The organism is Rathayibacter sp. VKM Ac-2801 (assembly GCF_009834245.1).
Classification (GTDB): domain Bacteria; phylum Actinomycetota; class Actinomycetes; order Actinomycetales; family Microbacteriaceae; genus Rathayibacter.
This window is the reverse complement of the sequence record NZ_CP047183.1, coordinates 41,060-55,025: the sequence shown is the minus strand read 5'-3', so window position 1 is coordinate 55,025 and position 13,966 is coordinate 41,060. Positions and strand designations below refer to the sequence as shown.

Below are 13,966 nucleotides of genomic sequence, written 5' to 3'. Positions count from 1 at the left end.
GGTTCCCGACGACGAGAACGAGGCACGCTCTGTGACCACCGCACCCGCGACCACCGCACCCGCGACCCCCGCACCCTGGACCCTCTCCGGCTTCGGCGACGAGATCGACCCCGACCCGGTCGTCCAGGTCGCCGTCCTCCGAGCGCTCGGCGCGCACAGCATCGAGGTGCGCAGCGCCTGGGGCCGGAACGTCGTCGACCTCGACGACGAGCGCCTCGCCCGCCTCGCCGCCGTGCTCGAGCGCGGCGGCCAGTCCGTCTCGGCCGTCGCCTCGCCCATCGGCAAGGTCGACGTCGCCCTCGACCCCGATCTCGAGGTGGCGCGCCTCGACCGCGTCATCCGGGTCGCGCACGCCCTCGGCACGCCGAGCATCCGCGTCTTCTCGTTCTACCGGGGCGAGGGAGTGCCGGTCGAGAGCATCCGCGACGACGTCCTGCTGCGGATGCGGAGGCTCGCCGACCGTGCCGAGCGCGAGGGCGTGGTGCTGCTGCACGAGAACGAGAAGGACATCTACGGCGACGTCCCCGAGCGGATCCTCGACCTGGTCGAGTCCGTCGGCTCCCCCGCCCTGCGCCTCGCCTGGGACAACGCGAACTTCGTGCAGTGCGGGGTGCGGCCCTTCGACGACGGCTGGGCGGCGCTGCGGCCCCACGTCGACTACCTGCAGGTGAAGGACGCGGTGGCCGCGACCGGCGCCGTGGTGCCCGCCGGCGAGGGCGACGGCCAGCTGCACGAGACGCTCACCGCCCTGCGCGACGACGGCTACGCGGGCGTCGCCTCGCTGGAGCCGCACCTCGCGATCACGGACGCCCTCGGCGGCTTCTCCGGCCCCGAGTCGTTCGGAGTCGCCGCTCGGGCCTTCCGGCGACTCGCCTCCTCGCTCGGGATCGACCTGCGATGACCGTCCGCGCGGCGGTGATCGGCTGCGGCGACATCTCCTCCGCCCACCTCGCGGCGATCGGCACGGCGCCCGGCGCGGAGCTGGTGGCGGTCTGCGACACCGACCCGGGACGGCTCGCCGCGGCGGCCGAGAGGCACGCGGTGCCGGGCTTCCCCGAGGCGGTCCGGATGCTCGACTCCGTCCACCCCGACGTCGTGCACGTCTGCACCCCCCACAGCACGCACGCCGCGCTGGCGGTCGCGGCCCTGGAGCGCGGCGTCGCGGTGCTCCTCGAGAAGCCGCTCGCCTCCTCCGTCGCGGAGGGCGAGCAGGTGATCGCCGCGGCCGAGCGGGGCGGGGCCCGCATCGGCGTCTGCTTCCAGAACCGCTACAACCCGCCCGTGCAGCGCCTCCGCGAGCTGCTGGCGTCCGGCTCCCTGGGCGCCGTGACGGGCGCGGCCGCGACCGTGCTCTGGCACCGCACCCCCGGCTACTACCTCGACCGCCCCTGGCGCGGGACGCGGGCCGAGGGCGGCGGGGGGATGCTGATGAACCAGGCGATCCACACCGTCGACCTCCTGCAGTGGCTCGTCGGCGAGGTGGTCGCGGTGCGCGGCTCCGCCTCCACGCGCCTGCTGCCGATCGAGGTGGAGGACACCGCCGATCTGGTGCTCACCCACGCCTCCGGAGCGCGCAGCGTCCTCTACGCGACCGTGGCGAACGCGTGGGACGAGCCGGTCGAGCTCCGGCTGCGCACCGAGCGCGCCACCGTCTCGCTGCGCGGCGCCCTCACCGTGCGGTGCGACGACGGATCGGTCGAGGTCGTCCCGGACGCGGAGCGCCGAGCCGGCGGGCGCTCGTACTGGGGCGCCTCGCACGAGCTGCTCGTGCACGACTTCTACGCCCGTCTCGGCGAGGACGAGCCCTTCTGGATCTCGCCCCGCGAGGCGGCGAGGTCGCTCGCGATCGTCCAGGCCGCCTACGCTCCGAGCGCGGCCGGCCGGATCCCCCACTCCACCTCGAAGGAAGGACTCCTCCCATGACCACCGTCCGCCTCGGCATCATCGGATTCGGCGCCCAGGGCTCCTCCTACGCCCGCTTCCTCGCCGACGGGAGGGTGCGCGACCTCGTCGTCACCGCCGTCGCCGACGTCGACCCCGCCCGGGAGGCGACGGCCGCCGCACTCGCGCCCGGAGCGTCCTTCCACGCCGACCACCGCTCCCTCCTCGCGAGCGGAGAGGTCGACGCCGTCGTCGTCTGCACTCCGCACTACCTCCACCCCGGGATCGGCATCGAGGCGCTCGAGCACGGGCTGCACGTGCTGGTCGACAAGCCGGCGGGCGTCTACGCCGCGCAGGTGGCGGAGCTGAACGAGGCCGCCGCCGCCCGCCCCGGGCAGCGCTTCGCGATCATGTTCAACCAGCGGGCGAACCCGCTCTACCGCAGGCTCAAGGAGATCATCGACGAGGGCGGGATCGGCCGGATCCTGCGCTCGAACTGGATCATCACGACCTGGTGGCGGCCTCAGGCCTACTTCGACCAGAGCGCGTGGCGGGCGACCTGGGGAGGCGAGGGCGGAGGCGTCCTGGTCAACCAGGCGCCCCACCAGCTCGACCTGTGGCAGTGGCTGTGCGGAGTGCCCGAGTCGGTGGTCGCGAAGGCCGGCTACGGGCGGTGCCGCGACATCGCGGTGGAGGACGAGGTGACGGTGCTCGCCGACTTCGGCGGGGGGACGACCGGAGTGCTGGTCACCACCACCCACGATCCGATCGGCACGGACCGCCTCGAGATCGTCGGCGACCGCGGCCGGATCGTCGTCGACGACTCCCGGGTCGCGACGATCACCCGCCTGAGCGCCCCCGAGCGCGAGATCAGCAGCGCCCTCAGCGCCGAGGACGTGGGCCTCCTGCTCACCGGCCGCTACGACACCGCGGGCCTCTCCACGACGGAGCGGATCGAGTCGGCGTCGGTCTGGGGCGAGCAGCACACAGCCGTCCTGCAGGACTTCGCCGACAGCATCCTGCACGGCACGCCGCTGCTCGCGCCCGGGGCGGAGGGGATCCTCGGGGTCCGGCTCGCCAACGCGATCCACTACTCGAGCTGGACGGGACGCGAGGAGCCGCTCGACCTCGACGAGGGCGTGTTCCTGGCGGCGCTCAACGAGCGCATCCGCGAGGAGGGGGCGTTCCCGGAGCGGAGCTGACGGGGGCGGATCCGCGCTGGACGGGCGGGAGCGGTGGGCGGCCGACCGGAGACGGCGGCCTCCCGGAGCGCGGCGTCGCCGATCCGCGATCGACCCGGACGAGGGAGGCGGCCCGGGCGGGCTTCGCAGCCCTGTGGCACCATGGGCGGCGGACGGCCCCGTCCGCCGCCGTGCCCCTCGAGAGAAGACCGCGATCGTGCCCAGCGAAGACGCGCCCACCGGCCCCTCCGCCGCGAGACGCCGCGGCCGCTCCGCGACGACGATCTACGACGTCGCCCGCCTCGCCGGAGTCGCCCCCTCCACCGTCTCCCGCGGGCTGAGCACGCCCGGTCGACTGAACGCCGCGACCGAGCAGCGGATCCGCGCCGCCGCGAAGGAGCTGGGCTACCGGCTCAACCCGATGGCGCGCGCGCTGCCGACGGGCCGCAGCTCGACCCTCGGACTCCTGGTGGCCGACATCACCAACCCGGCCTTCTTCCCCGCCGTGCGCGGAGCGGAGCGGGCGGCGTCGCTCCGCGGCTTCACGATGATCCTCGCCGAGTCGCAGGAGTCCGGGGAGCGCGAGGCCGAGGCGGCCGACCGCATCGCCGCCTCCACCGACGGGCTCGTCCTCGTCAGCACCCGCCTCAGCGACGAGGAGATCATCGCGCTGGCCGGGCGCATCCCGGTCGTCGTCCTCAACCGGGTGGTCCCCGGCGTCGCGGGGATCGTGCCCGATCTCGCTCCCGGGATCGACGCCGCGCTCGACCACCTCGCGGCCCTCGGCCACCGCTCCCTCGCCTTCATCGCCGGTCCGCCCGACTCGTGGATGAGCGCCGCGCGCTGGGACCTCCTCCTCGACCGTGCTCCGCAGCGGGGCATGACGGTCGTCGAGATCGGGCCGGGCGTCTCGACCCTCGAGGGCGGGCGGAGTGCGCTCGCCCGGGTGACCGCCTCCGGCGTCGGCGCGGTGATCGCCTACAACGACCTGGTGGCGATCGGCCTGATGCGCGCGGCTCAGGAGGCGGGCGTCGCGATCCCGGAGCAGCTCAGCATCATCGGCTTCGACGACATCTTCGGCAGCGACTTCACCTCGCCGCCGCTGTCGACCATCAGCGCGCCGCTGGGCCGGATGGGTGAGCGGGCGGTCCGCCGGGTGCTCGGCGACGAGGAGCCTCCGGAGCACGCCGACGACCTGCCGACGGAGTTCGTGCCGCGCGCCTCGACGGGGCCCCGCCGCGCCTCCTGACCTGCGGTACGCGCCTCAGCGCGCCACGCGGTGCGACACGTCTGGCAATCGGTTGACACTCCTCGGCACCCATACTTGGATGGCCCCGTGCCGATGAAGCTGCTGAACGATCCCGACCGACTCCTGCCGATCGACCCGACGACCCGGTCGATCGCCCGCGACCTCTACGCGAGCGTCGCCGACCTGCCGATCCTCTCCCCGCACGGGCACGTGGATCCGCGCCTCCTGCTCGAGGACCGGCCCTTCGCCGACGCGGCCGAGCTCTTCCTCCGGCACGACCACTACGTCACCCGGCTGCTCCACTCCGCCGGGATCGACCTCGGCGATCTCGGCATCCCGGGAGGCGAGCGCCTCGCCGGCCCGGAGGAGGTGTGGCGCACGTTCTGCGCACATTGGCGGATCTTCGCGGGCACCGCCTCGGGCTACTGGCTCCAGTCGATCCTCGCCGAGCAGTTCGGCGTCACCGAGCAGCCCGACGCCTCCACCGCCGACGCCCTCTTCGAGGCGATCGGGGCCCGGCTGGCGTCGGACGCCTTCCGCCCGCGCGCGCTCTTCGAGCGGTTCGGGATCGAGGTGCTGGCGACGACCGACGATCCGCTGGACGACCTGGCCGTCCACCGGGCGCTGGCGGAGGATCCGGCGTTCCCGGGCCGCGTGCTGCCGACCTTCCGCCCCGACGCCTACCTCGATCCCTCCACCCCCGGCTGGTCCGAGCGCGTCGCCGCCCTGGCAGCCGCCACCGGCACGAAGGAGTCGAGCTTCCCCGGATTCCTCGAGGCCCTCCGCGCCCGGCGCCGGCACTTCCTCGATCACGGCGCCGTCTCCGCCGACCACGGAGTGCTGGAGCCGCTGACCGTCGACCTCGACCCCGCCGAGGCGCAGTCCCTCTTCGCCCGCGCCCGCGCCGGCACGATCGACGCCGAGGGCGGCCGCGTCCTCGCCGCCCACCTGCTGCTGCAGTCCGCCCGCATGAGCGTCGACGACGGCCTGGTGATGACCGTCCACGCCGGGGTGCTGCGCAACCACGACCGGCCGACCTTCGAGCGCTTCGGTCCCGACACCGGCCACGACATCCCCGTCTCGACCCGGTTCGCCGAGCCCCTCCGCCCGCTGCTGCAGGAGCTCGGCAACGCGCCGGGCTTCCACCTCGTCCTCTTCGGGATCGACGAGAGCACCCACTCGCGCGAGCTCGCTCCCCTCGCCGGCTACTACCCGTCGGTGTTCCTCGGAGCGCCGTGGTGGTTCCTCGACGCGCCCGACGCGGTACTGCGCTTCCGCGCCGCCGTGACCGAGACCGCCGGCTTCTCGCGCAGCTCCGGCTTCATCGATGACACCCGCGCGTTCCTCTCCATCCCGGCCCGTCACGACATGGCGCGGAGGCTCGACGCCTCGTTCCTCGCGCGCCTGGTCGCCGAGGGGCGGGTCGACTCCGAGACGGCGAGCGCCGTCATCCTGGACCTCGTCGACGCCCAGCCCAGGAAGGTCTTCAAGCTGTGAGCGGGCACGGCGGAGGAGGCGCTCTCGACCGCGCGTCCACGGGCCTGCCGGCGGCTCCCGTCCGCATCGTCCACCTCGGCCTCGGCGCCTTCCACCGCGCACACCAGGCCTGGTACACGCACGCCGTCGACGACGATCACGAGTGGGGCATCGCCGCCGTCACCGGCCGGAGCCCCCGGGCGGCCGAGGAGCTCGCCGCGCAGGACGGCCTGTTCACGCTGGTCGAGCGCGGACCGGAGAGGGACTCGGCGACGATCGTGGGCAGCATCGTCGAGGCTGTCGACGGCGCGGACGTCGCGCGGCTCGTCGCGCTCGTCGCGGCTCCGGCGACGGCGATCGTCACACTGACGATCACGGAGGCCGGATACCGTCTCGCCGCGGACGGCGGTCCCGACCTCAACGACCCCGTCGTCCGGAGCGACCTCGCCCTGCTGCGTTCGGGAGGGGCGCCGGTGACCGCGCTCGGCCGCCTCCTGCTCGGCCTCGCCGCCCGGCGCGACGCCGGCTCCGGCCCGCTCGCCGTCGTCCCCTGCGACAACCTCTCCGGCAACGGACCCCTGGTGCGCCGTGGACTGCGCCTCCTCGCCGAGCGGCTCGACCCGTCGCTCGCCGACTGGATCGACCGCACCGTCTCGTTCGTCTCGACCTCCGTCGACAGGATCACCCCGGCCACCACCGCCGCGGACCGGGAGGCGGCGGCCGAGCTCACGGGCATCAGCGACGCCGCGGCGGTCGTCACCGAGCCGTTCCGCGACTGGGTCCTCTGCGGCGGCTTCCCCGCCGGCCGGCCCGCCTGGGAGCGCGCCGGAGCCCGCTTCGTGGACGACATCGAGCCCTTCGAGCGGCGCAAGCTGCGACTCCTCAACGGAGCGCACACGCTCCTCGCCGCCACCGGCCGCCGGAGGGGCCTCGCCACCGTCGCGGAGGCGATCGCCGAACCCTCCTGCCGGAGCGCCGTCGAGGCCTTCTGGGCGGAGGCGGCGGCCGGCCTCCCCGCCGGCCTCGACGCGGACGCCTACTGCGCCGCCCTCCTCGAGCGCTTCGGCAACCCCCGGATCGAGCACCGCCTCGAGCAGATCGGCGCCGACGCGACCGCCAAGCTCCGCATCCGGATCGCGCCCGTGCTCCTCGCCGAGCGCGCGGCCGGACGCGACGGGGCCGCCTCCCTCCGTGCCGTCGCCGACTGGATCGCGCTGCTGCTCCGGGGCGACCGGCTGCCCGACGCGCAGCGCCCCGCCCTCGACCGCGCCCTCGGCTCCGGCCTGCCCGTCGAGGCGCTGCTGCGGCTCGTCGACCCGCGCCTCGCCGACGACCCGGCCCTCGTCGCCGCGGTCGCCGCCGCCTCCGCTGAGGCCTAGACCCCTCCTCGCCTCTCCGCGCAGCGCCCCTCGGCGCCGTCGGCAATCGATTGCCACCCCTCGCACCGTCTCGACGCGGCGCGGATCCTCCACGGGTCCGCGCCCGGGTAAAGGAGCCCGCATGACCCCCCGCACCACCGCGCCCGGAGCGCCCGCCGCCCAGAAGCTCTCGAAGCTGAGCATCGTGGGCTACGGCGCCGGCGACACGGCGAACAACCTCGCCTTCACCACCGCCACGATGTTCCTGCTCGTCTACTACACCGACGTCGCCGGGATCTCCGCGGCCGCGGCGGGAACGCTTCTGCTCGTCGTGCGGATCTTCGACGCGTTCGCCGACGTCTTCGCCGGCCGGGTCGTGGACCGCACCTACAGCAGGCGCTTCGGCAAGTTCCGGCCCTTCCTGATGTTCGGATCGGTCCCGCTCCTCCTGCTCTCGGCCGCGACCTTCTCCGTCCCGCAGATCGGCGAGAGCGGCACCCTGCTCTACGCCTACCTGAGCTACGCCGCGCTCGGCCTCGCCTACAGCCTCGTCAACATCCCCTACGGCTCGCTCGCCGGAGCGATGACGCAGGTCGGCACCGAGCGCGCGAAGCTCGCCAGCGCCCGCGCCATCGGTGGCGCGATCGTGGGGGCCGGGCTCGGGACCTTCATGGCCCCGCTGGTCGTCCCCGGCGCCGATCTGCAGTCGCTCTTCTCGATCGTCACGCTGAGCTTCGTCGTCGTCGGCTCCGCGCTGTACCTCTTCACGATCCTGACCGCGAAGGAGCGCGTCCAGCGCGACGTCGCGCACGTCACGTTCCGTCAGAGCATGACGACCCTCCGCTCCAACCGGCCGCTGCTCTTCCTCTGCCTCAGCTCGTTCCTGTTCCTCACCGGGACGCTCGCGCTCCAGACCGTGCAGCTCTACTACCTGCGCGACGTGCTCGGATCGGTGCAGCTCTACGCCGCGATGTCGCTGATCCAGCTCGCCCTGACCTTCGGCCTCGCCGCCCTCATCCCCGCGATCGTGCGGCGGTTCGGCAAGCGCAACGCCTACATGGCCGGCGTCGCGGTCATGATCAGCGGCGGAACGGTCGTCTTCCTCACCCCGGGCGGTGCGGTGGCGGTCGGCTTCGGCGGTCTGGTCCTCGCCTACGTCGGCATCCAGCTCGTCAACATGCTCGTCTGGGCCATCGAGGCGGACACCGTCGAGTACGGGGAGTGGAAGACCGGCATCCGCTCCGAGGGCACGATCTACGCCCTGTTCTCCTTCACCCGCAAGACGGGCCAGGCGGTCGGAGGCGCCCTCGCCGCGTACGCGCTGGCCTGGGGCGGCTACGTGGCCGGCGCCGCGGAGCAGAGCGAGCACGCCGAGTGGGGCATCCGCGCCGCCGCCGGCCTCATCCCGGCCGTCGCGGCCCTGCTCGCGGTGCTGATCATGGCGTTCTACCCGCTGACCGACCGCCGGCACGCGCAGATCGTCGCCGAGATCGCCGAGCGCCGCGAGACCACCGGCCAGGCCGCTCCCGTGGCACCCGGCCTCTCGACCGCCGCGTTCTCGATGGACCGCGCTCCCGGCCGGAACCCCTGACCCGATCCCCCACCACGAAAGGCACCCCATGAAGATCGACAAGGCCGAGGTCGTCGTCACCAGCCCCGACCGCAACTTCGTCACCCTCAAGCTCACGACCGACGACGGCCTGACCGGGCTCGGCGATGCCACGCTCAACGGCCGCGAGCTCGCCGTGGTCTCCTACCTCGCCGACCACGTCGTGCCCCTGCTCCTCGGCCGCGACGCCTCGCGCATCGAGGACACCTGGCAGTTCCTGTACCGGTCGTCCTACTGGCGCCGCGGGCCGGTCACGATGGCGGCGATCGCAGCGGTCGACACCGCCCTCTGGGACATCAAGGGCAAGGCCGCCGGCATGCCGCTCTACCAGCTGCTCGGAGGAGCGTCCCGCACCGGCCTGCTCGCCTACGGCCACGCGTCGGGGCGGACGGACGCCGAGCTGTTCGACAGCATCCGCGAGCACCAGGAGCAGGGGTACCGCGCGATCCGCGTGCAGACCGCGGTGCCGGGGCTGACCTCGATCTACGGCATCGCCTCCAACGCCGTCCTCGAGGGCAACGCCGGCGTGCGCTACGACCACGAGCCGGCGCAGCGCGGCGGCCTGCCGAACGAGGAGGACTGGGACACGCGCGCCTACCTGCGCCACGTCCCCCGCGTCTTCGAAGCCGTCCGCAACGAGTTCGGGCCGGAGCTCCCCCTCCTCCACGACGGCCACCACCGCATGACGCCGATCCAGGCCGCGGCCCTCGGCAAGTCCCTCGAGCCGTACGACCTCTTCTGGCTCGAGGACTGCACGCCCGCCGAGAACCAGGAGGCCCTGCGCCTCGTCCGGCAGCACACCACCACGCCCCTGGCGATCGGCGAGGTCTTCAACACCGTCTGGGACTACCAGCTCCTCATCCGCGAGCAGCTGATCGACTACATCCGCAGCGCGGTCACGCACACCGGAGGCGTCTCCCACCTCCGGAGGATCCTCGACCACGCCGCGCAGTACCAGATCAAGTCGGGGATGCACGGCCCGACCGACGTCTCCCCGGTGGGCATGGCGGCCGCGATGCACCTCGGCCTGGCGATCCACAACTTCGGGATCCAGGAGTACATGAAGCACGGCGAGCGGACCGACAGCGTCTTCCAGCAGTCGTTCACCTGGAGCGAGGGGCGTCTGCACCCGGGCGACGCCCCCGGGCTGGGCGTCGAGCTCGACGTCGACGCCGCCGGGAAGTACCCCTACGTGCGCGCGTACCTGCCCTTCAACCGCCTCGCCGACGGCACCGTCCACGACTGGTGACCCGCCCAGGCCGGCGGTCAGGGCACGAAGCGGTAGCCCATGCCGGCCTCGGTCAGCAGGTGGCGCGGATGCGCGGGGTCGGGCTCGAGCTTCTTGCGCAGCTGCGCGAGGTAGAGGCGGAGGTAGCCCGTGTCGGTGACGTGCGCGGGGCCCCAGATCTCGGCCAGCAGCGAGCGGCGGGTGACCAGCTTGCCCGCGTTGCGGATCAGGATCTCGAGCACCTGCCACTCCGTCGGGGTGAGCCGCACGGAGGCGCCGTCCCGCGTCGCGCTCTTGGCCACCAGGTCCACGGTCACCTCGCCGATCACGACCAGCGGCTCGCCGTCGGCCGGCTGCACGCGCCGCGAGAGGGCCCGGATGCGGGCGAGCACCTCGTCCATCGAGAACGGCTTGGTCACGTAGTCGTCGGCTCCGGCGTCGAGCGCGCCCACCTTGTCGGCCGCGCCGGTCCGCCCCGAGACCACCAGGATGGGCGCGCTCGTCCAGCCGCGAAGCCCGTGGATGACCTCGACCCCGTCGAGTCGGGGCATCCCGAGGTCGATCATGTAGAGGTCCGGATGCTCGTCCACCGCGCGGTTGATCGCCTCGGTGCCGTCGCCGGCCGTCACCACGTCGTATCCGCGGGCGGTGAGCGTGATGCGCAGGGCGCGCAGGATCTGCGGGTCGTCGTCGGCGATCAGGATCTTCATGCGGCTCCTCCGGAGTCCTCGTGCGGGGCGGCGGCCGACACGCCGTCGTGCGAAGCGGCAGGAGCAGCAGGAGCGGTGGCCGCAGCCTCCGGCGCCAGCGGCAGCGTCACCACCATCGTCAGCCCGCCCCCCGGAGTGTCCTCCGTCTCGAGCGTGCCGCCCATCCCCTCCGTGAACCCCTTCGAGAGCGCGAGGCCGAGGCCCAGGCCCGTGAGGTTGTCGTCGTCGCCGAGCCGCTGGAACGGCACGAAGATCTCGGCGCGCCGCTCCTCGGGCACCCCGGGGCCGTGGTCGACGATCCGCAGCTGCGCGCTCCCGCCGAAGGCGCTGGCGGCCACGCGCACCCGGGTCCCGGGCGGTGCGTAGCGGACGGCGTTCGCGAGCAGGTTGACCACGACGCGCTGCAGCAGCACGGCGTCGGCGAGCAGCGCCGGGCCCTCCGGATCGAGGTCGAGGTCGACCTCGCCGGGACCGAGCCCGAGCTCGTCGAGCGCGGGGAGCACCACGTCGGCGGCGTCGAGCGGAGCGAGGGCAACGGCGAGCGCCCCCGCCTCCAGCCGCGTCACGTCCAGCAGGTCGGTGACCAGCGCGGCGAGCACGGTGAGGCTCTCGTCGGCCGTGGCGAGCAGCTCCTCGCGGTCGCGCTCGCTCCAGACCACCTCGGGCGAGCGCAGCCCGCTGACCGCTGCGGTGGCCGCGGCGAGGGGTCGACGCAGATCGTGGCTGACCGCCGAGAGCAGGGCGCTGCGCACCCGGTCGGTCTCGGCCAGCGGAGCGAGGGAGCTGGCCGTCTCGCTGAGGGCCGCGTTCTCGAGCACCGAGTCCAGCTGTGCGGCGACCACCTGCAGCAGCCGTCGCTCGCTCCCCTCCAGCTCGCGGCCGTGCAGCTCGAGCACGGCGCCCTCGCCCACCGCGATGCGCGCGGGGTCGCCCTCCGGCTGCGGCTCGCCGTCGGCCGCGACGACCCCGCCGTCGCGCAGCAGCCGCACGCCGGTCAGCCCGAACGCCTCGCGGGAGCGCTCGAGGATCGCCTGCAGCGCCCCCTGGCCGCGGATCACGCCGCCCGCGATCGTCGCCAGCAGCTCCGACTCCGCCCCCGAGCGCTTGGCGGCCCGCGCCCGCCGGGCGGCGCGGTCGACCACGGCGCTGACGAGCGCCGCGTTCAGCACGTAGAGCACCAGCGCCAGCGCGTGCAGCGGCTCGTCGACGGTGATCGTGTAGAGCGGATCGACGAAGAAGAAGTCGAGGGTCAGCCCCGAGAGCACGGCCGCGAAGAGGGCCGGCCAGAGCCCGCCGACCAGCGCGACCACCACCACGAGCAGCTGGTACGAGAGCACGTCGCTCGTGATCGACTCGTCGCTGCGGAGGCTCGAGAGCAGCCAGGTCACCAGCGGACCGCCCACGAGGGCGAGGGCCAGTCCCAGGAGGCGGCGCCGCAGCGTCAGGGCCCCGTCGAGCCTCGGCAGCACTGCGGTGCGCCCGGCGGCGGAGTGGCTGACGATGTGCACGTCGATGTTGCCGGACTCGCGGATCACCGTCGACGCCGTGCCGGGCGTCAGCGCCGAGGCGAGACGGCTCCGCCTGCTCACGCCGATCACCAGCTGCGTCGCGTTCACCGAGCGGGCGAACTCGACCAGCGTGCGCGGCACGTCCTCGCCGACGACCTGGTGGTAGCTGCCGCCGAGCTTCTCGACCAGCGCGCGCTGCGCCTCGAGCACGTGCGGCCGCGGGGTGCGCAGGCCGTCGGGGGTCACCACGTGCACGGCGAGCAGGTCGCCTCCGGAGGCGCGGGCCGCGATCCGCGCGCCACGCCGCAGCAGGGTCTCGCCCTCCGGCCCGCCGGTGAGGGTCACGACCACGCGCTCGCGCGCCTCCCAGGTGCTGTCGATGCCGTGCTCGACGCGGTAGTCGCGCAGCGCACTGTCGACCTCGTCGGCGAGCCAGAGCAGCGCGAGCTCGCGCAGGGCGGTCAGGTTCCCGAGCCGGAAGTAGTTGGACAGTGCGGCGTCGATGCGCTCGGGCGGGTAGACGCGGCCGTCGGCGAGGCGGTCGCGCAGCGCCTGGGGCGCCAGGTCGACGACCTCGATCTGGTCGGCGGCACGGAGGACCGCGTCCGGGATCGTCTCGCGCTGCGGCGCTCCGGTGATCGCGTGCACGACGTCGTTGAGCGACTCGATGTGCTGGATGTTCACGGTCGAGAACACGGTGATGCCGGCGTCGAGGAGCGTCCGCACGTCCTCCCAGCGCTTCTCGTGCCGGGAGCCGGGCGCGTTGGTGTGCGCGAGCTCGTCGACCAGCGCGACGTCCGGCCGGCGGGCGAGCACCGCGTCGAGGTCCATCTCGTCGAGCAGCACGCCGCGGTGCTCGACGGGCCTCCTCGGCACGACCTCGAGCCCCTCGACCATCGCGGCGGTGGCGGAGCGGCCGTGCGTCTCGACCACGGCCACCACGACGTCGCGCCCCTCGGCGGCGAGCCGACGGCCCTCCTCGAGCATCGTGTAGGTCTTGCCCACTCCGGGCGCGGCTCCGAGGAGCACGCGCAGGCGGCCCTTCGTCATGCTCCCGGCCTCCCCTCGTGCTCGCGGCTCCGGGGCGTCCCGGGCTCGCGGGACCGGCGTCGATCCGCTCGATCGGACGGTCCCGACGAGCCGATCGCGATTCTACGAGCCGGAGGCGCCACCGGAGCGGTCACAGCCGCGCGAGAGCGGCGTTGAGCTCGAGCACGTCGACCGTCGGCTCGCCGAGGTAGCCCAGCTCGCGGCCCTCCGTGTGCTCCTCGACCAGCGCGCGCACGGCGGTCTCGTCGAGCCCGCGGGCGGCGGCGACGCGGGGCGCCTGCAGCTGGGCGTAGTCGGGGCTGATCGCGGGGTCGAGCCCGGAGGCGGAGGCGGTCAGCGCATCGGCCGGCACCGCGGCCGGGTCGACGCCCTCGAACGCGGCGATCGCGGCCCGGCGCTCCTCGATCGAGGCGACCAGGTCGGCGTTCTCGGGGCCGAGGTTGCTGCCGGTCGAGGCCGCGGCGTCGTAGCCCGCGGCGGAGGGACGCGACTGGAACCACTCCGGCAGGGGCGCTCCGTCGGCGTCGGCGAACGACTGGCCGATGAGCGACGAGCCGACCACCGCGCCGTCCTGGCGCAGCAGCGAGCCGTTCGCCTGAGCGGGCAGGGCGAGCTGCCCGATCCCGAGCACCGCGAGCGGGTACGCCGCTCCCAGCAGCACGGTGAGCACGATCATCGCGCGCAGCGCGACACCGTAGGGACGGAACATGGTCTCT

At 73.9% G+C, this 13,966-nt stretch carries 11 protein-coding genes; 8 read left to right on the top strand and 3 right to left on the bottom strand.

Features of this window, described 5'->3' with window-relative positions; all coding sequences use genetic code 11:
* The first annotated feature begins 31 nt into the window (after positions 1–31).
* The 8 genes from GSU45_RS00240 (at position 32) to manD (ending at position 10,003) form a co-directional block, all read left to right on the top strand.
* Positions 32–901, top strand: a complete 870-nt coding sequence (locus GSU45_RS00240) for a sugar phosphate isomerase/epimerase family protein (protein ID WP_244248157.1) — start codon at positions 32–34, stop codon at positions 899–901.
* Positions 898–1,923 (top strand): Gfo/Idh/MocA family oxidoreductase, encoded by a 1,026-nt coding sequence (locus GSU45_RS00235; RefSeq protein ID WP_159911701.1) that lies wholly within the window; start codon positions 898–900, stop codon positions 1,921–1,923. Before GSU45_RS00240 ends, GSU45_RS00235 begins: the two co-directional genes overlap by 4 nt.
* Positions 1,920–3,083 carry a Gfo/Idh/MocA family oxidoreductase gene (locus GSU45_RS00230; RefSeq protein ID WP_159911699.1) on the top strand — a complete coding sequence of 388 codons (1,164 nt, stop codon included), beginning with the start codon at positions 1,920–1,922 and terminating at the stop codon, positions 3,081–3,083. The genes GSU45_RS00235 and GSU45_RS00230 overlap by 4 nt, the downstream gene beginning before the upstream one ends.
* 196 nt (positions 3,084–3,279) lie before the next feature.
* A complete protein-coding gene (locus GSU45_RS00225; protein ID WP_159911697.1) occupies positions 3,280–4,311 on the top strand; it encodes a LacI family DNA-binding transcriptional regulator in 1,032 nt (343 codons plus the stop codon).
* Between the two features lie 93 nt (positions 4,312–4,404).
* Complete coding sequence (uxaC, locus tag GSU45_RS00220) at positions 4,405–5,808, top strand: glucuronate isomerase (RefSeq protein ID WP_159916712.1); 1,404 nt, start codon at positions 4,405–4,407, stop codon at positions 5,806–5,808.
* Entirely contained in the window at positions 5,805–7,166 is a 1,362-nt protein-coding gene (locus tag GSU45_RS00215; protein WP_244248156.1) for a mannitol dehydrogenase family protein, read from the top strand. The genes uxaC and GSU45_RS00215 overlap by 4 nt, the downstream gene beginning before the upstream one ends.
* 121 nt (positions 7,167–7,287) lie before the next feature.
* On the top strand, positions 7,288–8,736 hold the full coding sequence (uidB, locus tag GSU45_RS00210; protein WP_159911695.1) for a glucuronide transporter: 1,449 nt from the start codon (positions 7,288–7,290) through the stop codon (positions 8,734–8,736).
* 28 nt (positions 8,737–8,764) lie between these two features.
* Positions 8,765–10,003 (top strand): D-mannonate dehydratase ManD, encoded by a 1,239-nt coding sequence (manD, locus tag GSU45_RS00205; RefSeq protein WP_159911693.1) that lies wholly within the window; start codon positions 8,765–8,767, stop codon positions 10,001–10,003.
* 17 nt (positions 10,004–10,020) lie between these two features.
* Here the strand turns inward: manD and GSU45_RS00200 are convergent, their stop codons facing one another.
* The 3 genes from GSU45_RS00200 to kdpC all read right to left on the bottom strand — a co-directional run bounded on the left by GSU45_RS00200 (position 10,021) and on the right by kdpC (position 13,959).
* Positions 10,021–10,692 (bottom strand): response regulator, encoded by a 672-nt coding sequence (locus tag GSU45_RS00200; protein ID WP_104275506.1) that lies wholly within the window; start codon positions 10,690–10,692, stop codon positions 10,021–10,023.
* A complete protein-coding gene (locus tag GSU45_RS00195) occupies positions 10,689–13,250 on the bottom strand; it encodes a DUF4118 domain-containing protein (protein ID WP_159911691.1) in 2,562 nt (853 codons plus the stop codon). The genes GSU45_RS00200 and GSU45_RS00195 overlap by 4 nt, the downstream gene beginning before the upstream one ends.
* A 130-nt stretch (positions 13,251–13,380) precedes the next feature.
* A complete protein-coding gene (kdpC, locus tag GSU45_RS00190; RefSeq protein ID WP_159911689.1) occupies positions 13,381–13,959 on the bottom strand; it encodes a potassium-transporting ATPase subunit KdpC in 579 nt (192 codons plus the stop codon).
* Between the last annotated feature and the right edge of the window lie 7 nt (positions 13,960–13,966).